Source organism: Nitrospira defluvii (assembly GCF_905220995.1).
GTDB classification, from domain to species: Bacteria; Nitrospirota; Nitrospiria; order Nitrospirales; family Nitrospiraceae; genus Nitrospira_A; species Nitrospira_A defluvii_C.
Genome location: NZ_CAJNBJ010000021.1, coordinates 18,871 through 40,540 on the forward strand (window position 1 = coordinate 18,871; position 21,670 = coordinate 40,540).

Consider the following 21,670-nt stretch of genomic DNA (forward strand, 5'->3'; position numbering starts at 1 on the left):
CGATCGGTGTGCGCTCTGTGCATATACACACGGTGCCATTGACGGCAAACAAGAGGACCTCTATCGCTCCGCCATCTGGATGAGCGATGCATTGCAGATTCATGAGCCGCTGTGCCGAGTTAGCCCGTGCTCCGCATTCGGAGTCCTGCCCCGCAGGCGTGGAACTTTACTTGCAGTGTGCTCAGCAAACAACTGGAGAGGCTGTGTGACTCATGAAAATGTCGTCTATGGTCATGGTCCTGCTTCTGACTGGCCTGTCCGTCCCATCGCAAATGGCTCATGCCGTTTCGGAGACAAGCTCGCCATCGTCCGAACAGACAGTTCCAGAACATGTAATTCTGTTTGTGTTGGAAGGAATCGACCGGCAGGCACTCAAAGCGGGGCCGATGCCGGTGTTGGATCGCCTTGTAAAAACTGGATCGGTCACGTGGTCGGCCACAACCGTCACGCCTCGGCTCCGGCTACCGGCGATGGCTTCTTTGTTCACGGGGCTGCCGGTAGAGAAACACGGCATCACATGGGACGCGTTTGAGTTCAGCCGAGGGTATCCCAGGCCTCCGACCGTCTTCGATTATCTCGACCTCAGTGGCGGGCGGGACAGCGCCATCTTCTTCATGGACGAATCGTTGTATCAGCTGGCGAAACCCGAACCCTATACGGATTATCAGCTATGCGGACCTCTGAGGCCGGAGTGCAGTCCGGAGCGGCTCGTGTCCTATATCAGGCAATACCTTCGCAAGGCATCAAGCGGCCATGGATACGGCCACGCCATTCTATCCTTGCCGCACTTTTTGATCGTGCACTTGCCGGAGGGGGCGCGCGCCGCGTCGATCCAGGGCTGGGATTCGAACAACTATCGCACAGCGTTGCGTACGGTGGACCACGCCATAGGGGCCGTGCTGGAGATGTATCGAGAGCATGGCCTCCTGAAAAGCACGACGGTCTTTGTCACGGCATTAAGCGGTACAGGCACGGCACAGGGACCTTCCACAGCGGCCTCATCGCTTGTCCCCTGGATCGCCTCCGGAGTTGGGATCAAAGCAGGCCACATGATCCAGCAACCGGTTTCCATTGTGGATACCGGTGCAACGGTACTGCGAGCGTTTCGGCTGACGACACATACCGAGTGGGAGAGTCGCGCAGTAGAAGAGATCTTTCGCGACACCGGCCCCATCTCGGCTATTTCGACAAAGGAACGGTGAAGCCATGATCTTTTCCCAGCACAGACCGCGTGTCACTTCGCAACTCCGGCGCGCAATCCTCGTCTGCGGCTTTGTCGCTTGGATCCCGTGGCCAGGCTCTGTTGCGATGGCAGAGCCACGCGAAATGCAGGCGAAGCTCTATTCCATCACCATTGATGCGACGTCGTTGGTGTCTCCGAGCTGGTGGCAGGTACCGGGAGTAACGCCTTCAATATGGACCTACGATCCGGAAACGTCCGATGCGTATCGGACATCTGAATCGCGCGATGTGCAATTAAAGCCAGGGACGTACAAGTTCGTCAGCTTCACCTTCGACTTTCCCTTTGAGATCACGGCGGAAGGCACGCTGCAGTATGCGCGATCGCTCAATCAATGCGTGGAAGGACGAGGCACACGAACCTTAGTCGTCAAATGCAAACGGACCTATCCGCATGGTGGAGAGCCGGACTATCCCGTCGCTCCATGAAGAACGAACAGAGAGGCACTATGGGAACGTACAATCGTCTCACGAAGGGAATATTGGTGCTGCTCGCCCTGGCCGGGCCGACAATGGCTCACGACTCCTCTGCTGCCGCCGTGCCCAAACCGGCTACGGCTGGGATCGAGCGCGCGAGTCGCATTGTGTTGCAATATGGCGCGGCGCTGGCCGGTGGCCGAGTGGAGGAATGGGCTGCCCTCGACCTGGGTTGCTTGACGCTCAGGCGGGCACGAGGCGTATCCGAACAAACCGATAGGGCCTGCTGGGACGACACGCTGAAGGTCCATCGTGAACTGGTCCAGGATCAGCCGGAAACCGGCATATTCGAGGCAGTGGGGCGCGGCGTCGGTTTCGGCTTGCTGTCCGAAACCCACCGCCATGCAGAGTACTGGAAGGACTATATGCCGGCCGTGCTGATTTCTCCTGCAGTACTGGGTACAGACGTGGGACCGGGGCCAGGGCTCGAGGTCCTGGACGTCTCGCCCGTCAGGCCATTCGCCCTCCGGAATCTCACCGGACTCGAACCAGTAAAGGTTTCCGGCCAGACCGTCACGGTTCGGGTAACCTACGTGGATCCTTTGACGGCTCCTCTCGCGCTTCGCCCGGGAGAGATCTGGTGGGCCAGCAGCGTTTTGCGGCGGTACGGGCCTGTCCGGGAAGTGACGGTCCGTTTTGTGGTGGTTTCAGGGTTACGAACGCTGGGCTATCCAATCGATCACGCCGTCGTAAACGAGGCCCTTCCCGGTGCGCCGGTTCAGGTCGGCATTCATTACGGGCGTCTTCCGCAGACAGCCGATCCCGGCGGACGACACAATGATGCGGTGAAGAATCGTTTGGGAGCAGGCGGATTGGTCCTGGGTTCCGTCCGCTGGTGGGACAGAAAGGACGCGAACCAAGCCTTTGTCGCCGCGCTGGTCCGCGCAAAGCAGATGTCGAGTTCTCCGGAGCGAACGAGCCTGCTGACCCGACTCACGCTGATCGATCAAGCCGATCCTGCCCTGCACAGGCTCATTGCTTACGATCGGCTCCAGACCTTTCTCCGAGAGGGGCTGCTCAAGAGTGGAATCTCGGTGTCAGGTGAGGCAGTGGCGGCGAGATTGGCCGAACTGTACTGGAATCTTCAGGCTCAGACCTGGCGGCAGGAACTCACCGACGTCGCTATGGGGCACTCAGCAGCGGCGGAGGCCTTTTATCAGGCGATTGAATCCTTTGAACGGGTGACGGCCGGTGGACAGACAGCTCATGAAGAGCACCGGCAGCTCGGCGTCCTCTATCGATGGAACAACGATCCAAGGGCCGCGCTCGCGGTGCATGAGGGCCTCCTGATGGGCACCGCCCCGGGAGACCCGTTACGCGGCCGGCTCCTGTCCGATGTCGCCTGGGACCGGATTCAATGGTTGTCCTGGGAACGACGCTATGAACATCCCTGGCTGGAGCAAGCCCGGCAGGAAGCGGAGCAAGCCATCCAGGAGGTGAAGGAACCCGTCGACAAGCTCATGGCCGCCTATGCGCTGGTTCTGGTTGAAGCCTTGCGTGTGCCTCGCGAACCAGCGCATCTGCAGGAGCAATTGCACATCGCGAAAACGTGGCATGATCGTATCTCCGGAGCGGCAGGCGTCTGGCCTTACCTCATCGGGAACGATGTCGTGAAGGCCCTAGTGCCGGCCGGCGGCCAGGTCACGTTACCCAGGACGGTCCGCGCATCGGACGTGAGCAACGTGGAAATCCATGCCGAACCACCGCCGCAAGATATCGTCTGGCAGTGGAACTTCGACCAGGATGCGCCCAATGCGCTGCCTGTGGGATTCGTGACCGTGAGCACCCCTGGAGCGGAGCCATCCGGCTGGCGGGTCATTTCCGACGATCAGTCCCCCACGCGAGGCAAAGTGGTCGTTCAGGATCGCCCTTGCGAGACAGGCGAGTGCGCGCATCTGCTGCTGGCAGACCGGGTCCGTACCACCTACCCGGACATCGTCGTGCAGATTCAGGATCTGTCGGCGAACGGCGGCGGAGAGGCCGGAATCGCGTTGGCCGCCCGCGACAACCGGAATTTTTATGCCGTCACGCTCAATGCCTCAACCGGCCTGTTGACCACGAGGCGCGTGCTTGAGGGCCGCGCGACGATTTTGGGGCAAACTACCGTTAAGCTGACTCAGCGCCCCTGGCACAGCTTGCGCGTCCAGCGGATCAACTTCATTCATCTTGATCGCGGACGGCTAGGCGTGTTTGTCGACGGCGCACAAGTCGCGGCCGTCGACGATGCGCTGCTTCCGGAGGATGGGTTGGTCGGACTGGTCACATACGGGCGGACCGCCGCAAACTTTGACAGCCTGCATGTGTTGGACCTGGTTTCCAATCGGCCATTGTCGCGTCCCGCAGCGTATTGAATACGGCATGTGACGGGAGGATCCCCTGCAACATCTTCACGCCCTCCAAGACCAAGATGTCTATATCTTGTGCGACACCGATAAGCACTCCGAGGACCTCGCCATGCTCCGGGTCGATGGGTAAGGACTCGACGGCATCAAGGGACACGCTGACCCGGCCTGACAGGTCAGCATCCGCGCCGGTGTTGCGGAAGAACATGTTTCGGAATGGGGACGTACGGTGGCCGCATGACTCGTTTCTCTCAACAGACTTCGTCGGGGGCCGCCGGAGGGTTCCTCGCCGCCGCGCTTGGTTGTGTCGTGGGGATCGGACTGTACACCTTCGTATACGCCCGAGGCGCGTCGTACCTCACCGATGATCCCAAGGCCTGTGTCAACTGTCACGTGATGAATCCACAGTATGACGGGTGGGTCAAATCGAGTCATCGGATGGTCGCGGTCTGTAACGATTGTCACACGCCGGAGGGGCTGTTACCTAAATATACATCGAAAGCATTTAACGGGCTCCTACATGCCGTGGCTTTTACCACGGGACGCTTTCCGGACGAGATTCAGATCAAGCCGCACATGCGGGCCATCGCCGATCAGGCCTGCCTGAAGTGTCACGCGGAAATTGTGCAGGCCATCCAAGTGTCCGATGAGCGAGCGGGACAGCTGTCCTGTGTCCGCTGTCATCGGAATGTCGGGCACCAGTAAAGAGGAGTGTGGCTATGAATAAGAAGGACCGAATATCGCCGAAGCTTGTATTGCTTGTACTAGCTGTGGCAGGGGTCGTCTTTGCCATGGCCGCGCTCCTAGTGAACATTTTCCAACGCCAGCAGGAGGCTCAGAAGATATTCGTCCGCGTCGTCGAATTAACCGATCGGACCGAAGACCCGGGAGAGTGGGGCAAGAACTTTCCGTTTCAATTCGACGCGTACCGTCGGACTGTCGATCAAGTGCGCACGCGCTTCGGCGGCAGCGAAGCGGTGCCCCGAACCCCCACCGAGGCCGATCCCCGCTCGGTGGTTGCCCAGTCGAAGATCGAAGAAGACCCGCGACTAAAAACCCTGTGGTCCGGCTATGCGTTCGCCCATGATTTTCGCGAGGAGCGCGGCCATGCCTTCATGTTGGAGGATCAGGCCTATACCGGACGACAGGCTATCGTGCCGCAGCCGGGCACCTGCCTCCAATGTCATGCCTCCGCCTATGCGCCGATGATGGCGCTCGGAGAAGGCGATTTGATGAAGGGGTTCGACAAGATGAACCAGATGCCGTACGGCGAGGCGAGAAAGCTTGTTGCTCATCCAGTGACCTGCCTCGACTGCCATGCGCCGGACAGCATGCAGCTTCGCATCACCAGACCGGCCTTTATCGAAGGGCTACGAGCGCTCAAGGCTCGCGACGGCATCAAGAACTACGACCCCAATACTATGGCTACCCGCCAAGAGATGCGCGCGTTTGTCTGCGGCCAGTGCCATGTGGAGTATTACTTTAAGGGGCCAGAGAAGCGGTTGACGTTTCCCTGGGCAAACGGTCTGCGCGCCGATGAGATGCTCAAGCACTACGAAGAAACCCAGTTCAAGGACTGGACCCACGCCGACACTGGCGCGCCGACGCTCAAGGCTCAGCATCCGGAATTCGAACTGTGGAGCCAGGGGATTCACGCACGCTCGGGTGTGTCCTGCGCCGACTGCCATATGCCGTACAAGCGTGAAGGCGCGATGAAGGTCAGCGATCACCACGTGCGTAGCCCGCTCCTCAACATCAACCGCGCCTGTCAAACGTGCCACAAATGGCCGGAGGCTGAACTCAAAACGCGGGTCGAGACCGTCCAGCACCGGACGTTCGAGCTGAGAAATCGAGCCATGGACGCAGTGGTAGCCTTGATCAGCGACCTCAAGGGAGCGCGCCAACGCGGAGAGACAGGCGCCGACGTCTCCGCCGCGCAGGCATTTCAGCGCCAAGCCCAATTCCTGTTGGATTTCGTCGAGGCGGAAAACTCCACCGGCTTCCACGCGCCGCAGGAAGCGGCCCGCGTGTTGGGGATGTCGATCGACCTAGCCCGTCAGGGACAACTCGCGCTTCGGGAACGGAAAGGGCCCTAGCTCCCACATTTGCATTGAGGGACAGAGTCCCCCGGACCTTCGGTATGGCGGTCCGTCAGTCACCATGAACCGGACGGCGACATGCGTTCGGTTGTGAAAGGGATCATGTATGGAGAGTCAACAGAATCGCTCACAGGATTGACGCAGTGGCTTGCGTCGATTCCGGACTCGGATACCTAGGGCGAAAACGAAAGCCTGGTCTGGCAAACCAGACGAGTGGCCCTTTCGGGAAACGATGGCCTCCCGGTGTGACCGGACACTCGGGACCGCGAGGACCGCATCAACCGTCAATTGACTACATGGTGCGCTGCCTTCTGCGATAAGGGAGAATTTCCTGGTCGATACCCCATCCATCACGCTAAGCGTGGAGAAGATTACGACCAACGACCACGCAGGGGGCAGGACGGGGGTACTAACAGCGACTGTCGGCAACGTGGCGGGCGAGGGCAAAGCGGTCTACTAGGCTGCGGCATACGTGAACGAGGTGTATATGCCGGACACCGAGTTGAAAAAGCTTCCCCCATACTGGGCCTTGTCCTTCTCTTCCAATAAGGAGGTCGCAGACTTTCTTGGCGAACTTGAAACCGCCTGCATCATGCGAACTCGTCCAACGGACGACTCGTCAGTTTCGGAGCTCCCGCGCAATGCCAACGCAAAACGGGCGTCCGGGCTTATCGATCTGTTCACATCACCGGGGGGTTGCGGATAGTTGACCACCGGAGCAACAACGTGTGCTGGCTTGAAATGGGAAAAGATGAGTTACAACACGTACCACTACCGAGGAGTTCCTATGAGTCGATCAATGAGTCTCCCCCGCAGATCGTGGGGCCTGATGGCTATGTGCATCACGCTTGGATTTGCCGGCTTCCTACCGGACCTTGATGTATTCGCGCAACAGATCATACCCAAACCCGATCATGCCCCTCCCGGCGCGACGGTCGTCTTGCGGGGAAAGGGGCTGGGCTCATTCAAGTCCGCGACGTTCAATAGAGTCACCTTCGCCGGAGTGCCGGCGCTGATTCAGCGCTGGGAATCTGATCTGGTCGAGGTGAAGGTGCCATTCACAGCGACAACTGGTCCGATCGAAATGCTCGTCGGCAAAAAGAAGCTCTCTGCCGGGACCTTCACCGTAGTCACGCCGCATATCTCCTCCGTCAGCCCGAGAGAGGCTGAACACGGCGCCATCCTGACGATTCTCGGTGAACACTTCGGCGAGACCGCGGGCGGGCGCGATCCGAATACCATGTTTGGAGTGAATGATGTGATGATCGGCGGCGGCGTAGTGCGCCCGCAGCAATGGACCCACGACCGTATTGAAGTCGAGATCCCATCAAACGCCGTCTCCGGTGATGTCGTCGTTCGATTAGCCTCTTCCGATCCGCTCCCGGACGGGTCCTGCTGCAGACCAGCCGAATACGTGTTCAGCAATGCGGTTTCACTCTCGTTGATCCCGACTGTCCGCGTCGATCCTCTGAGCGGGCCGGTTGGGACGAAGGTGGTGCTATTCGGGCAGGGGTTTGGCGCCGACAGGCGGACGAACGACGCTGTGCTCATCGCAGGGCAGCCGGCCACAATCGCCCAATGGAAAGATGATGTGATTGTCGTCCATGTGCCCCTGGGCGCGAAGTCTGGCCCCGTGACGATCAAGAGCCGGGGACGCGAGCGGACGGTGGCCCACTTCACCGTTCATGCTCCCAGGGTCACGAACATCGCTCCGGCCAGCGCACCAATCGGCACGTTGCTTCGCATCAACGGCGAGCATTTCGGGTTCTACTCGGAGAACGGCGCGACTCCATACAACTTCATGGATTTCAATACAGGCGAGAACCGGGTCGAGATCGGTGGCGTGCCGGCCGTGATCTACCGCTGGCACGACGATCGGATTGATGCCTGGGTGCCCTTCAGCGCAAAGAGCGGGAAAGTCGTGGTGTATCGAAATGGGAACAAGCCGAATCCCGACGGGTCCTGCTGTCTTGAACAGGGTAGCGTGGCGACGGAGGCGGGAGAGTTTTCACTTGTGACGCCGGTGATCGAGTCGTATCAACCGACGTCGGCCGGCTTAGATGAGGTGGTCACCATCAAAGGCCGGGGGTTTGGTTCGTTCCTGAAGACCGCGGAACACACGCATCTGGGGATCAATCAAAAAGTGTATAAGCGCGGAGATGTGACCCTCAATGAAGCGGAAGCCGATGCAGTGGTGTCGAATGTGTCGCGCACGGAAGTGTTGTTCAACGGGATCGCCGCGCTGGTTGAGTCCTGGGGCGACACCGAAATCGTCGTACGGGTACCCCATCGCAATCTCTATGGCGTCGGAAAGAAGGGCGAGTTTTTTGACAATCTCGCGACCGGACCGCTTGTCATCCGGCGCGGTTCCTGGGACATCCTCCCGAACGACACCTGCTGTACTCAAACACAATGGTTGAGCGTGGAAGCCGGGCAGTTCACCATTGAGGCCAGAGGTCTGCCGGACAGGGATTATTGGAAGCACAACAGACCTGATTGAAGACGAAAGAGACGTCAGCCAGTGCGAGTCAGCACACGGGCTCGAACGCCTCGCAGATCTGTTGACTCTCCGGGAGCATCGGTGCTCTGGCTACTCGTCATCCCAAGGCATGCATCGAGGTTGTGACCAAGCCATCTGGATTGCGAATGATGCCGTGGCTCGTGGGGCTGATGTGCGGCGACGGGCACCTCGGCCTTCCCTTCGAAGCGAACGTGACATACCAAGACGACGATGATTCGGACAGGGAGGATAATCCCCGCAGCAAGGAAGGAGTCGATAACGCTGGCCGCAGAGGTGATCCGGAAGGGTGGCCTTGTCGCCTTCCCGACCGAAACGGTGTATGGGCTCGGGTGTGACGCGCTGAATCCCGAGGCTGTGGCGCGTGTCTTCGAGGCCAAGCAACGGCCCTCGTTTGATCCCCTCATCGTGCACGTAGCGGAGAAGGCGGCTCTCGACGGCCTGACACAGACAATCAGCCTCAGCGACCACCGATTGATGGAGCGGTTTTGGCCTGGTCCGTTGACTCTGCTCCTGCCGAAGCGCGCGCGAGTCCCCGATCTCGTCACGGCAGGGCTTCCCACCATCGCCGTTCGGATGCCGTCTCATCCTGTGGCGCAAGAGTTGATCCGGGAAGCAGCCGTCCCGATCGCCGCGCCGAGCGCCAACCCTTTCGGCTACGTCAGTCCGACATGCGCACAACATGTGGCGGATGGGCTCGGTGAGCGAGTTGATCTGATCCTCGATGGGGGCCCCTGCCAGCTTGGTGTGGAATCCACCATCGCGTCGATGATCGGAAGCCGGCCCGAACTCCTTCGACCGGGCAGCATCACGCTCGAGGAGATCAGCAAGGTCGTCGGCCCGGTCGTGCGAGCCCGCGAAAGCCTGACGATGGCCGTGCCTGGACGGCTCGCTCGTCACTATGCCACACACACACCTCTGACCATCCTGACGGGGCATACAGTCCGATCCGTGAGGCCTCTCGGTGAACGGGCAGGATTGCTGGCCATGACGGCGCCACGCCACGGGGAGCAGAGATACTGCGCGATCGAGGTGCTCTCCCCATCCGGCGATCTTCGCGAAGCGGCACAACATTTATTTGCGGCGCTGCGGCGGCTGGACGCGCAGGGATTCGATCGCCTCTATGCCGAGCCTTGTGACGAACGAGGCCTTGGAATGGCGATCATGGATCGCCTCAGACGCTGCGCGGAGCCCCTCACCTGAGGCTGTGGCACCGCCACGGCATGGCCACGAGACAAGAATCCCACTGATGAGCGGGTGAGCCTTTAACCTTTGGGGGTGACACGACAATCGCTCAACGCTCTTGAGGACATGAAAACGTACTCTGCGGTTAGAGCCCCCCAGGGTCCCCCGAGCCCAAGAACGCGGAGGGCGGTTTGCTGCGTTTCGCTTAACCTCGACTACCTCGTGAGCCCACTTCTTTCCTCGAAGACCGCCGAAGCCCCTATTCTGCGTGGCCGTCTTTCTGGGTGAGACGTCACCGGACAGCCCCTGATTTGAATGGTGCCACCGGTTCGAATCCATATTTGAGCAAGAGCTTTTGAATCCGGGGACTCGTGAAGAAATCGGAAAACTGCTCAGCAGCGGCGCGTGACTCATCGCGGCAGGTCCAGACGACCGCCTCTCCGAATCGGACGGTGATGCGCGCGCCCGCCGGCGTCTCGTCGATGATCCGCACGTGGCCGTTTCCGATGGCGTCGACCCGAAACACAATCCCCACATCGGCCCCCCCATCTTGCACCGCGTTCATCACCTCGTCGCTTTGCCGGGCATAGATCGTCTTGAAGCGCTGCTTGAATCCCGGATCGAGCATCGTCAGCGCCCGACTTGTGATCGTGCCCAAGGCCGACGTCTGCGGATCACCGAGAACGAGTCGAGTCGTGCGATCCGCATGCTCATCGTGCAATGAGACGGCGAGCGCCCGTGAAGAGAAAGACATGACCAACACCAGGGAGGTTTGTGCATAGACACGTGGCACGCCGCTGAGCGTCAATCCCTTGCGATGCAGGATCTCAAGCTCATCCACCGCTCCGGGAAAAAACACATCGACCGGCGCCCCCTGCTCGATCTGTCGACGCAGGATCTGCGAGGGCCCATACTCGACATGCACGTTCACCCCGTACTCGCTCTCGAACATGGGGACGATTTCTCGGAATGCCGATTTGAGGCTCGGGGTCGCCGCGATCGCCAGGGACTCGGCTTGGGCAGTACTCTTGATCGCCCCCATCCCAACGATCAGGTTGAACACCGCCGTCACCAGCATTACCAGGGGTAGTCCGGCCATAATATCCTCTCCTTCTGTGAACCGAGGCTCGGCGCTTCTCACAGCTGCGACTGCAAAATCGGCACCACAGAGTCGGCCTGTCGTTCCTGACCCGTAGGTTGTGCGGCCTCGACCAGCGACTGTTGAATAATCATCGCGACAGACCCGCCTCACTTCTGGACGAAGCCTGGAATGAAATCGTGAACTTTCGCACCATCCGCTCGGTGCTCTCTCGCACGGTTGTAAGAAACAACTCTCAGATCCATGCCCTCCACTCCGGTGACGGCGCTGCCAGGTTGCAGGATGACGCCGCCCAGGGCTCGGCACCATTCATGCTCCTTTGAATAGGCGGAAGAGGAGTGAGCAGATGTGACCCGGCAGACTCAACTGCTGACTCGATCAGGAGCGACTCAGCGATGAGCATAGCCATCGCCATCAGAGGTTTGCGACATGAACGCCATCGTCCTCATCGCACTCCGCAGACCCTATACCTTCGTCGTGATGTCCATCCTCATCGTCCTGCTGGGAGGCCTCACGGTGCTCCACATGCCGACCGACGTTTTCCCGAATATTACGATTCCCGTCACCTCCGTGGTGTGGATCTATTCCGGTCTGTTGCCCCAACAGGTGGAGGGCCGCATCACGTATCTCTTCGAACGGTTCCTCACCTCGACAGTGGAAGGGATCAAGTACATTCATAGCCACTCCTATTTCGGCAGCAGCATTACCAATATTTCGCTTCAAGACGGAGTCGACGTCGGACGGGCCGAAGCGGATATCGTGGGCATCGCCCAAAATGTGGTCAAAGCGCTGCCGCCCGATATTTCCCCGCCCATGGTCATGCGTCTTGCCCCGTCCTCAATCCCCGTGGCTATGCTGGAGATCAGCTCCGAACACCTCACGCCGGCCGAGCTCTATAACCTTGCCTACATGCGAATCCGTCCGTTGCTCGTGACCGTGCCGGGGATTGTGCTTCCGCACCCCTACGGGGGGCAGGATATGCAGGTGATGGTCAATCTCGACCAGCAAAAGCTGCTCGCGCGTCACCTGACCCCGGCCGACATTCACGAGAGCCTCATGAAACAATACCTGGTGCTCCCCGCCGGCGACATTAAGATCAAATCCACCGACTGGATCGTGCAGACAAACGCATCACCGATGCAAATCGATCACTTCGGCGACATCCCGGTCAAGCGGGAAGGCAACGCGTTCGTCTACCTGCGCGATGTCGCCACCGTGAAACTCATGGGCCGGGTGCAACAGAACGCTGTGCTCGTGAAAGGCAAACAAACGGTCATCATCGTCGCTATGAAAAGCACGGAAGCTTCGACGCTGGATGTCGTCGACGGCATCAAAAGGATGATCCCTCGCGCCCAGCAAATCTCTCCTGAAGGCGTGCGCATCAGACTCCTCGACGACGCATCGACCTTCGTGAAGGATTCGATTTCCGATGTTCTGCATGAAATGGCGACCGCCGGCGCGCTGGTCGGTGTGATCGTGCTGTTGCTCCTCGGCTCGTGGCGAGCCACGGTCATCGTCTGGACCTCGATCCCGCTGTCGATCCTGACCGCGATCATGGGCCTGCATATGCTGGGGGAAACGATCAACGTCATGACCTTGGGCGGACTCGCGCTGGCCGTAGGCATTCTGGTCGACGACGCCACGGTGATGATCGAAAATATCGACCGCCATCTCGACATGGATAAACCGCTGGAACAGGCCATCATCGACGCCGCGAATCAGATCGTCGTCCCGACCCTCGTCGCCACCCTGTGCATCGCGATCGTGTGGTTTCCATTGTTCAAGCTCGGAGGCGTCGCCGGGTACCTGTTCAAGCCTATGGCGGAGGCGATCATCATTGCAATGCTGGCCTCGTTCATCCTCTCGCGCACATTGGTGCCGACCATGGCGAAATACATGATGAAAGGCCACCATGTCCCAACCGCATAACGAACAGGGACCATCCGGCTTCACGCCCTCCCGCAACGGCTTTGTCCGGTTCCAAGAGGCCTTCGAGCGGGGTTTCAATCGGCTCCGCGACCGCTACGGCATGCTCCTCGAACAGACCATCGCCCGTCGGCGCGTCTTCGTCTCTGTCTCGCTTGCGATCGCACTGGCCTCCCTGTCGCTTTTTTTCTTCCTGGGGCGCGACTATTTTCCCGAGATCCGGTCGGGGGTTCTTCAGATGCATATGCGGGCGCCGCTCGGGACGCGCATCGAGGTCTCAGGGCGCATTGCCACACTCGTCTCGAACAGCGTCGAAGCATTGCTCCCCGGTCAGGTCGAAAACATCGTGAGCAATTGCGGGTTGCCGGTCGGGCCGCACAACCTCGCGTTCATTCCTACACCGACAATCGGCTCCCAGGATTGCGACTTGACGATCCTCTTGAGAGATGAAAAATCCCCGGTGTGGGACTATCGACGTATCCTCCGCAAGGGCTTGAAGGAGCGATACCCGGGCACCGAGTTCACCTTTCAGCCGTCTGACCTGACCGCGAAGATTCTGAACTTCGGCGCGCCGGCGCCGATCGACGTCCAGGTCAACGGCCCGGATATGTTTCCCAACTACGAGTTCGCCCGGAAACTGGCGGAGAAGTTTCGCACGATTCCAGGGGCGGCGGACGTGGTGATTCAACAGACGATGCGAACCCCCACCCTCATGGTCGAAGGCAATCGCACGTTCGGACTTGGAGTCAACAGGACCGAAAAGGACATCGCCGACAATCTCCTGATGACCACGGCCGGGAGCCAGCAGGTCGATCAGATCTATTGGCTCGATCCCAGTACCGGCATGTCCTACCTGATCAACGTCTATACGCCGCAGCCGCAGATCAACAGCGTCAACAGCCTGAAGACGATCCCGGTCGATTCTGCAGGCAGCGCGGGAACCGATCATGATGTGCAATTGCTCGGCAATTTGGCCGACCTGACGGCGGAGGGCACACCGGGGGTGATCACGCACGGCAACATCATGCCGTTGTTCGATATCTACGTGTCTGCGGAAGGGCGAGACCTGGGGAGTGTGCTCACAGACGTCGAGCGGGTGGCCAAAAGCATGGAGGCCGAACTACCTCACAGCGCGAAACTCGAAATCCACGGCCAGGCTTCGCTCATGTATGAGGCCTATGCCGAACTCATCTTCGGACTGCTCGCCGCGATCGTGTTGGTCTACCTGTTGATCGTCGTCAACTTTCAGTCCTGGCTCGACCCCTTCATCATCATCACGGCGTTGCCGGGCGCACTCGCGGGGATCGCCTGGGCCCTCTTCCTGACCCACACCCGTCTGTCGGAACCGGCGCTGACAGGCGCGATCATGACGATGGGCACGGGAACCGCCAATTCGATCCTCGTCGTATCCTATGCGCGCGAGCGGCTCCAGGAACATGGCAATGCGCTGCAGGCGGCGATCGAGGCCGGAACCACCCGCTTCCGTCCGGTGCTCATGACAGCGTCGGCCATGATCATCGGAATGGTCCCCATGGCGACGGGATATTCACAGAATGCCCCCTTAGGCCGCGCCGTGATCGGCGGCCTGCTGATGGCCACCGTCTTCACGCTGTTGTTCGTCCCCTGTGTCTACGCGATGGTCTATAGCCGGCGAATGACCCGGCAAGAGGGACACGTGTCATGATGCAGTGGCTCCGCGAAAAAGGCGTCGTGCTGTGGATGGTCGTGCTGTTCGTCCTCTACGTCGGCTATCGCGTCTATGAGAATAAAAGCGACGCCGCTCAACTGCGTGCGAGAACGCTGGAAGACGCCGTGCCGACGGTCGCGGCCGTCCATCCCAAACCGATCGCGCCCACCGAGACCATTGTCCTTCCCGGCAACGTCGTGGGCTGGTACGAAGCGCCGATGTATGCGCGCGTCACCGGGTACGTCAAGATGTGGTACAGGGACTACGGCGATCAGGTCAAGGCAGGCGATATCCTCGCCGAAATCAACGCGCCGGACCTCGATGCCGAATATGCACAGGCCAAGGCGGATCTGGAGACGGAGCGCGCGAGATATAAGCTAGCCGAGGTGACCGCACAACGCTGGGCGGCGCTCCGCCCGAATCATGCGGTCTCCGAACAATCGATCACGGTCAAGGAACAGGAGCTGAAGGCCGAAGCGGCAAAGGTCAAGGCCGCGGAGCAAAAGGTCAGGAACATGGAGGCCTTCATCCGCTTCAAAACGATCGTCGCACCTTTCGACGGCGTGGTGACGCAGCGCAACATCAATGTCGGCGACCTGGTCAGCAAGGAAGGGAATCTGAGCACGCCCAATGCAAAAACCAACCTGTTCACGGTGGCCGACGTCCATGTCCTCCGTCTTTTTGTCAACGTGCCGGAAGCGTTCGGGCCATTCCTGCAACAAGGCTTGACGGCCGACGTGACCGTGCCGCAATTGGCCAATCGTCACTTCACCGCGAAATTCCTGACCGTGGCCAAAGGCTTCGACATCAGCACGAGGACGGCGGTGACCGTCTTCACCATCGATAACGAGGACCGGGCGCTCTGGCCAGGCTCCTACGCCGAGGTCCACCTCACTGCGCCGGTCGATCGTCAGGCATTCACGATTCCGTCCACCGCGCTAGTCTTCCAGGAACACGGCACGCAAGTGGCTACCCTGACGGCAGAGAACCGTGTCCATTTCCAACCGATCACGGTCAGCCGACTGATGGACAATGCCGTCGAGGTTGCGGGGGGCCTGTCCGCACAGGACCGCCTCGTGAACAATCCCAGCGCCGCGTTGCTTGAAGGCGACCAGGTGCGCGTCGTGACGCCGGCCCCCGGCTATGACTTGCTCACCGATCCCGAATCAGCGCAAAACGACCGGTTTCCCGAAAATCAGGCCCGGCAACCACCGAGTTCAGCGATACACTAGTCGGCGGCTTGAGTCGCCCTTCAGGTAAACCTCTTCGGAGCCGCTTCAACATGATCGATCTCCGGTTGCAAGCACGACGAAATGCAGCAGGCAGAACCGACCTCATGCGCTGGTTCGGTCTGGTTCTGGTATGCATCCAGGTTACGGCTTGCGGCACGGATTGGCTGCCGCACGTCGACCTGTCGCCGCCCTATCAGCCGCCCCAGTATGTGGTCCCGGCCTCATGGCATGGAGAGACCCCCTTTGTGGAGGCCGCACCATCGGACGCCGAGTTGCGCCCGGATTGGTGGAAGCTCTACGACGACCCGGTACTGAACAACCTGATCGAACAGGCCATGGCGGCCAATCCGGATCTTCAAGCGGCCGCCGAGCGCTTCGTTCAGGCCAGGGATGTGATGATGCAAGTCCGCTCGCGACGGATTCCACAGATCGGCCTCGGCGGGAAACTCGGAGATAGTCAGAACCATGTCGATCCGCTCAGAGTCCCGGGGGATCTTCCGGTCGGGGGGACGGTCGAAGCCGGTGCCGGACTTGCGTCTTGGGAACCGGACTTTTGGTCGGCGATTCGTAACGCCACACGCATCGAAATCTATCGCGCCGAAGAGCGAGCGGCGGACTGGGGCCTCGCGCGCCTCAGCCTCCAAGCGGAGGTTGCGGCAAATTACTTTACGCTGCGCGGGTTCGATGCTCAGAGCGCGATTTACAAGCAATCCATCGACCTCTACCGCAGTTCGCTCAAACTCGTGAACGCCCAGTTTGCCGGTGCGATCGCCTCGGCGCTGGACGTGGCCCGCGTGGAATCCCTCCTATTCAGCACCGAGACCAAATATGCCCAGATCCAAGGGCAGCGCCAGGTGACCGAACAGGCCATCGCCATTCTGCTCAACGTGGCGCCGGCCGGTTTCACGATCGACCCGATCGACGATCTGCGCGTGGCACGTTTCACGATTCCACGCAGCCTCCCCTCCACCCTGCTGGAGCGGCGACCTGACATCGCTGGAATGGAGCGGCGGATGGCGGAAGCCAACCGCGCCATCGGAATCGCGCGCGCCGCCTTCTTCCCCGACGTCCGCCTCTCTGCCGATGGAGGAATCCTGGGTGCCGGCTTCGATATCGCCAAACTGACCGCCGCGATGTGGTCTTATGGCGCAACCGTGGCCCTGCCTGTCTTTCAGGGCGGGTATCGTCGCGCGCAATTACAGCGAACCTGGTCGGCCTATCGCGAGACAGAAGACCGATACCGCTCGACGGTGCTTAACGCATTTCGAGAAGTCGAAAACAACCTGAGCCTGAGCAACCAGCTCACGATGGCGGCGAATCGCCAAGATGCAGCGGTCGGAGCAAACCTGAAAGCGCAAAACCTGACCATGGAACTGTATCAGGGAGGCCTGGCCTCCAGCCTCGAGCTCATTTACGCGCAGGTGCAAACGCTCACGGCACGCATCGATTCCGTGCAAATCAAGGCCGAACTGTTGCGGTCCACGGTCGGGCTTTTACGCGCGCTCGGCGGGGGGTGGAACCGCCGTCAATTACCGAACGACGAAGAGATTCAGCCGTTCGGAACCTTCCAATACACTCATCTCGATAAACCGCCGTCGGTTCGCGGCATCGATGTGAATGCCGACAATAACTGGGTCCATAACGATTTGACCACACGGCCGGTGCCCTTACGGCCTCGCCCGTAGCAGCCCCTGATTCGTACAGGGAACTGCCATCGCTGGCCGATCTCCAGCGAGGCGTTCCAGGAATCAACTGGTCGTTTCGCACTGCGCGTCCTGTGCGCGACCGCTCACCCCTTGCGCGTGCGTCCTATGCACCCTCGACATTTCCATCGGTTCCGAGCCGACCGGCAACTGGCACCCATGTTGCCTCCCGTTGAGGGAGACTTCGCCACACCGGCCGACCACTGCCCACCTTCAACTGAAAGGAGTCCATCATGGCACGATTCTTCCGACAGCTGGCGTTCTTGCTGACCATTCCGGCATGGATGGCCGTTTCTCTCGGCCCCGTCGACGCGAACGCCTGGATCGCACCGCCGTGGATCGACAAAATCGCGTTGATGGTGATGGAACAGAAAAACCTGTCCACGAGTGGGAACTTCGCCCCTTACTTTCAGCAATTGGAAGTGGTCAGTGAAGCAGCCGTGAAGGGGGAGTACAACGGGAAGCGAAAGGGCATGAATCGTTTTCTCGAAATGCTGGAGACAAGGGAAGGCGGGATTAGCGCCGACGCAGCACATAAGATCTTTTCCGCCGTGGTCAAATCGGTTCCTTACGCGGTACTCCTCCCCCTGAAGAGCGAAGACAAGCTGGACCCGGAAGAGAAGGCATTGGTCGAGCGCATGAAGCGTTTTTCGGCGGCGATCAAGGACCAGGACGAGCGGGCCGCCCTCGCGTTCTGAGCGGCTCTGTTCATACCAGCCAAGCCTGGCAGCGAATGAGTTCGGACAGCATCCGGTCCCACGTCTCGATGCGTGGGATCGGGGGACTTGGTGTCACGCCTCCTGTGAAAAAGGCACCCTATTCCCGGCAGTCCGTCTTGTTCTCGATCCGTATCAAGGTGGAGAGGAGGACCTCGTCGAGCGGCAGGCGTCGCGTGTGCCGCTGGATCTTCACGGACCTACTGAGACCGAAAGTGAATCCGCACGGTGAGTTCGCCGTCGACAGGGTCGTCGCCTTTGAGTTGCGGCAGAAACGTCCATTTGTTCAAGGCAATGATGCCGGCGACGGTGAGCTCGCGATGTTTCGCCGGCTCCAACACCACCACCGTCACCTGGGCATCTTTCGAGACGAGCAGACGGGCCTTCATCCAGTCATCCAGCGGCTTGCCGTCCAGCGAGGAGGGAATGGCAGGCCAAGGCGTTGCTTTCGGTACCGGCCCCACCTGCTGATCCTTGTTCAGCGGAAGTCCATGCACATGGACTTCCGGCAGCTCAATGATGTCCGCATCCAGCGCATGATCCGCCTCATGCGTCGCCTCATCGCCCGTCGCCGCATGAGCCGCAACCGCCGACGGACACAAGCCCAAAACGCAGCTCGCGACTATTCCTCTGGTGATGCGATCTACTGACTCGAAGATGTTCGCCATATCGTCGTCCCAATTATTGCAAAGTGATGAAGCTCAAACTGGCCTTCCAGCAAGGCTGCATTTTCCCACAGTCCGAAGCAGATGCCCAACAAGATTGTCCAGCAAGGCCGCAGGGAACTCGGCAACTGAGGCGTACCCTTGCGGTACGTCGCAGGGAGACGAGTGACTGAGAACGCCGCTGGTACATATTTCTCTGTCGGAATCGGATGCTCAAACGGGTCATCCAGCAAGGCCGCAGGCGACCGCAACACCGGAAGCGTAGCCTTGCGCTACGTTGAGGATGTTGCGGAGCCGAGAACGATGCTGGTGACCCGTTTCAGCATCCGATCAAAAGAACCACTGGCCCCGGAAGAAGAACGACCGTGGCATCCCCGCGTGCGACACACCCAGCCCAATACTCCCTTCCCCCTGATTGATGTAGTACCGCTGATCCAGGAGATTCACGATATCAAAGCCGAGCAGAAACTTCTGCCCTTCCCATGGCAACGGAAACACATGTGCAATCGAGAGATTGTAGATGGTGTAGGACGGGCTGTGGGTGGAATTCGTCTTGGCATCTTCGTTCTCCGATGTGCGTAACCCTGAGGCAAATAACATCTGCCCCGTAAAGGTCGTTCGTTCCAGCAACCGGTAACTCACGATCGCCGAACTCGTGAGGGTCTGCATGTGATCGCAGAACACCCCGCCCTGCGAATTGATGTCGGCAATTTCTTTGGCCTCCAGCAGGAAATGCCCGGACTGCAACCCGTAGCCCTTACACTGCCCCCAGGCCACGTTGCCCCGCGCCGTGAGATTCTCGGTCAGCTGCAGTTTCAAGGCCCCGTCGATGCCGCGCTGCCAGCCGCGCTCGAACGCAAAATAATTGAGCAGCGGCGTGGTGCCGAATTGTCCCGCATCGGAGAGAAAATTACTGAGCTTGTACCACCCGGTGAACTGCAGCGTGGCGTACCGGTTCAATGCATGGTAACTCCCGACCTCGAAGTAGTGCGCGCGTTCGGCTCGTACCGTATTGTTGGTCAGATCTTCCGGCTGCGCCCTGGTCCCGAGCGTATTGAGTTTTGCAAACGAGATCGCCTCCAGATTCGGCGGCGTGAACATGCGGCCGTAAAACACGTGGAACACGTTCGACGGATTGTACTTGTAGCTCACGCCGATGCGCGGGCTGACCTGACCTTCATTGCGCTGATACTGCACGATGTCGCCGCGCAGTCCGAGGTTGAAGGTCCACTGGTCGTTGGGGCTCCACTGATCCTGAATCCAGAACTCTTGCCGATAGCCGATCTGCCGGTTGTCGGCATTGAGGCTCAGCAGGTCCCCGGTGGGATTCCCCGCCCCGTCGTCTAGAAACGTGAAGAGCCGGGTCTTGTTGACCGACTGAGTGCGGTCAAGTTGGAATCCGGCTTTGATGAGGTGTTGCTTGCTGTGCACGTAGGTGTAGTCGAAGCGAAGCCCGGTCGAATAGGCATTACGATCCTGATCGGCGGCAGAAAACGGCTCGGCCGGATCAGCCGTATAGGCCAGCAGATTGAGCGGATCGGTTTTGAACGTGGCGCGCGTATGCCGCATGTAGCCAGACAGGCTGAAGAAGTTATTGGCATTCACGTCATGCCGCCAGACCATGTGGCCGTATTGGTTGTTTTCCTTCTGAAACTCGTCGATCGCCTGCGAGGCGACTGGCGAGAACCCGGGCCGACTGCCCTGCAAGAGCGGCAACATCTGTCCGCTCGGATCCAGTTCGCCGCCTGGCGCCGTAGGGATCTGATACTTGGCGACGGAGTTGAGGAACAACCAGGTGAAGTTGTTTTTATTGTCGTGTTGATAGTCGCCCCGGATGAACGTTTGATTGCGTTCACTCTGCCCATGATAGACGGTTCGGCCCAACGTCGGCGGCTCGATGCCCCGGTTCGTCGCCGTGTGGCTGTTCAGGATATAAAATCGAAACTTCTCGCCAATGGTGCCGCCGTATTCGAAGGACGGGTTGATGGTCTTGTTCGAGCCGCCCATCATCTGCACCGACCCGAAGGACGGTTTCGTGCCGCTCTTCGTCGTGATGTCCAACACGGCCGCCGTCTTGTTTCCGTATTGCGCCTCCATGCCGCCCAGGATGATGTCCGCCCGCTCCCAGGCCCTGGGACTGATTACATCTGAAAAGGTGGAGGAGACAGTGTCCGGAATCGGCACACCGTCGATTCGCAATTGAAGATTCGCATGGTCCTGGCGAATGTGCACCTGCTTGAGCGACCCGTAGACCGCGCTCGGAATCGTCAGCAACACATCGTGGAGCTCATTGTTATTCCCGCGCGGCAGGGCCTCGATCTCCTTTCGGCTAAGAGCGTAGGTTTCGCTCGAGGCCTTGTATTGAATGGGCGCCAGAGGGGAGACGACCTCGAGTGCGATTTCCTTGGTTTTCGAGAGCGTGAGGGACAGCGGAACCGGAGCCTCGGCCCCGACCTTCACGATGGCATATTCGCTGCGGTAGGTATCCTGGACCGCGCTCACCGAATAGGTTCCCTCGGACGGCAGCTCGACGGAGAATTCTCCGGCGTCGTTCGCGACCGCCGTGCCCACGACCGTCCCTTCCTGATCCTTCACTTCTACCGAAGCCTGCGGTACCCGCCGGAGATCCTGATTTTGCACCGTCCCGGTTATCGTTCGCGCAGGATCCTGCGCGAAGGCCGGATCACCACTCAAAGCAAAGGCCGACAACAACAGTCCAAGACACAGATAAGAGACGACTCTGACCGACGACAACATGCACACCTCCCCCACATAATTCCGC

At 59.8% G+C, this 21,670-nt stretch carries 13 protein-coding genes and 1 pseudogene; 11 read left to right on the top strand and 3 right to left on the bottom strand.

Going from position 1 to position 21,670, the window contains the following annotated elements:
- Positions 1-212: 212 nt before the first annotated feature.
- From KJA79_RS21690 to KJA79_RS21720, 7 genes are all read left to right on the top strand, one after another.
- Positions 213-1,202 carry an alkaline phosphatase family protein gene (locus KJA79_RS21690; RefSeq protein ID WP_213044196.1) on the top strand — a complete coding sequence of 330 codons (990 nt, stop codon included), beginning with the start codon at positions 213-215 and terminating at the stop codon, positions 1,200-1,202.
- 106 nt (positions 1,203-1,308) lie between these two features.
- Complete coding sequence (locus KJA79_RS21695; RefSeq protein ID WP_213044197.1) at positions 1,309-1,668, top strand: hypothetical protein; 360 nt, start codon at positions 1,309-1,311, stop codon at positions 1,666-1,668.
- A complete protein-coding gene (locus KJA79_RS21700) occupies positions 1,665-4,067 on the top strand; it encodes a hypothetical protein (RefSeq protein ID WP_213044198.1) in 2,403 nt (800 codons plus the stop codon). Before KJA79_RS21695 ends, KJA79_RS21700 begins: the two co-directional genes overlap by 4 nt.
- A gap of 228 nt (positions 4,068-4,295) precedes the next feature.
- The gene (gene nrfH, locus KJA79_RS21705) at positions 4,296-4,763 is read left to right on the top strand and encodes a cytochrome c nitrite reductase small subunit (RefSeq protein ID WP_213044199.1); all 468 of its coding nucleotides are present in this window, start codon (positions 4,296-4,298) and stop codon (positions 4,761-4,763) included.
- A gap of 14 nt (positions 4,764-4,777) precedes the next feature.
- A complete protein-coding gene (locus KJA79_RS21710) occupies positions 4,778-6,154 on the top strand; it encodes an ammonia-forming cytochrome c nitrite reductase subunit c552 (protein ID WP_213044200.1) in 1,377 nt (458 codons plus the stop codon).
- 790 nt (positions 6,155-6,944) lie between these two features.
- A complete protein-coding gene (locus KJA79_RS21715; RefSeq protein ID WP_213044201.1) occupies positions 6,945-8,657 on the top strand; it encodes an IPT/TIG domain-containing protein in 1,713 nt (570 codons plus the stop codon).
- A gap of 231 nt (positions 8,658-8,888) precedes the next feature.
- Positions 8,889-9,878 carry an L-threonylcarbamoyladenylate synthase gene (locus KJA79_RS21720; RefSeq protein WP_281412716.1) on the top strand — a complete coding sequence of 330 codons (990 nt, stop codon included), beginning with the start codon at positions 8,889-8,891 and terminating at the stop codon, positions 9,876-9,878.
- Between the two features lie 274 nt (positions 9,879-10,152).
- Here KJA79_RS21720 and modA read toward each other — a convergent pair whose 3' ends face one another.
- Positions 10,153-10,959: a molybdate ABC transporter substrate-binding protein gene (gene modA, locus KJA79_RS21725; protein WP_213044203.1), complete on the bottom strand. Its 807-nt coding sequence runs from the start codon at positions 10,957-10,959 to the stop codon at positions 10,153-10,155.
- 429 nt (positions 10,960-11,388) lie between these two features.
- Here modA and KJA79_RS23230 point away from each other — a divergent pair.
- From KJA79_RS23230 to KJA79_RS21750, 4 genes and pseudogenes are all read left to right on the top strand, one after another.
- A pseudogene (locus tag KJA79_RS23230) lies at positions 11,389-14,569 on the top strand (efflux RND transporter permease subunit).
- Entirely contained in the window at positions 14,566-15,804 is a 1,239-nt protein-coding gene (locus tag KJA79_RS21740) for an efflux RND transporter periplasmic adaptor subunit (RefSeq protein ID WP_213044206.1), read from the top strand. Before KJA79_RS23230 ends, KJA79_RS21740 begins: the two are co-directional and overlap by 4 nt.
- Before the next feature lie 50 nt (positions 15,805-15,854).
- Positions 15,855-17,489: an efflux transporter outer membrane subunit gene (locus KJA79_RS21745; protein ID WP_213044207.1), complete on the top strand. Its 1,635-nt coding sequence runs from the start codon at positions 15,855-15,857 to the stop codon at positions 17,487-17,489.
- 251 nt (positions 17,490-17,740) lie between these two features.
- Positions 17,741-18,205, top strand: a complete 465-nt coding sequence (locus KJA79_RS21750) for a hypothetical protein (RefSeq protein WP_213044208.1) — start codon at positions 17,741-17,743, stop codon at positions 18,203-18,205.
- 218 nt (positions 18,206-18,423) lie between these two features.
- Here KJA79_RS21750 and KJA79_RS21755 read toward each other — a convergent pair whose 3' ends face one another.
- Positions 18,424-18,891, bottom strand: coding sequence for an energy transducer TonB family protein (locus tag KJA79_RS21755; RefSeq protein WP_213044209.1), 468 nt, complete (start codon positions 18,889-18,891; stop codon positions 18,424-18,426).
- Between the two features lie 327 nt (positions 18,892-19,218).
- A complete protein-coding gene (locus KJA79_RS21760) occupies positions 19,219-21,645 on the bottom strand; it encodes a TonB-dependent receptor (RefSeq protein ID WP_213044210.1) in 2,427 nt (808 codons plus the stop codon).
- Between the last annotated feature and the right edge of the window lie 25 nt (positions 21,646-21,670).

Bases quoted from the DNA above. Each gene is read 5' to 3' on its own strand.
- KJA79_RS21690 (WP_213044196.1), top strand. From the start codon at position 213: ATGAAAATGTCGTCTATGGTCATGGTCCTGCTTCTGACTGGCCTGTCC.
- KJA79_RS21695 (WP_213044197.1), top strand. From the start codon at position 1,309: ATGGCAGAGCCACGCGAAATGCAGGCGAAGCTCTATTCCATCACCATT.
- KJA79_RS21700 (WP_213044198.1), top strand. From the start codon at position 1,665: ATGAAGAACGAACAGAGAGGCACTATGGGAACGTACAATCGTCTCACG.
- nrfH (WP_213044199.1), top strand. From the start codon at position 4,296: ATGACTCGTTTCTCTCAACAGACTTCGTCGGGGGCCGCCGGAGGGTTC.
- KJA79_RS21710 (WP_213044200.1), top strand. From the start codon at position 4,778: ATGAATAAGAAGGACCGAATATCGCCGAAGCTTGTATTGCTTGTACTA.
- KJA79_RS21715 (WP_213044201.1), top strand. From the start codon at position 6,945: ATGAGTCGATCAATGAGTCTCCCCCGCAGATCGTGGGGCCTGATGGCT.
- KJA79_RS21720 (WP_281412716.1), top strand. From the start codon at position 8,889: ATGATTCGGACAGGGAGGATAATCCCCGCAGCAAGGAAGGAGTCGATA.
- modA (WP_213044203.1), bottom strand. From the start codon at position 10,959: ATGGCCGGACTACCCCTGGTAATGCTGGTGACGGCGGTGTTCAACCTG.
- KJA79_RS21740 (WP_213044206.1), top strand. From the start codon at position 14,566: ATGATGCAGTGGCTCCGCGAAAAAGGCGTCGTGCTGTGGATGGTCGTG.
- KJA79_RS21745 (WP_213044207.1), top strand. From the start codon at position 15,855: ATGATCGATCTCCGGTTGCAAGCACGACGAAATGCAGCAGGCAGAACC.
- KJA79_RS21750 (WP_213044208.1), top strand. From the start codon at position 17,741: ATGGCACGATTCTTCCGACAGCTGGCGTTCTTGCTGACCATTCCGGCA.
- KJA79_RS21755 (WP_213044209.1), bottom strand. From the start codon at position 18,891: ATGGCGAACATCTTCGAGTCAGTAGATCGCATCACCAGAGGAATAGTC.
- KJA79_RS21760 (WP_213044210.1), bottom strand. From the start codon at position 21,645: ATGTTGTCGTCGGTCAGAGTCGTCTCTTATCTGTGTCTTGGACTGTTG.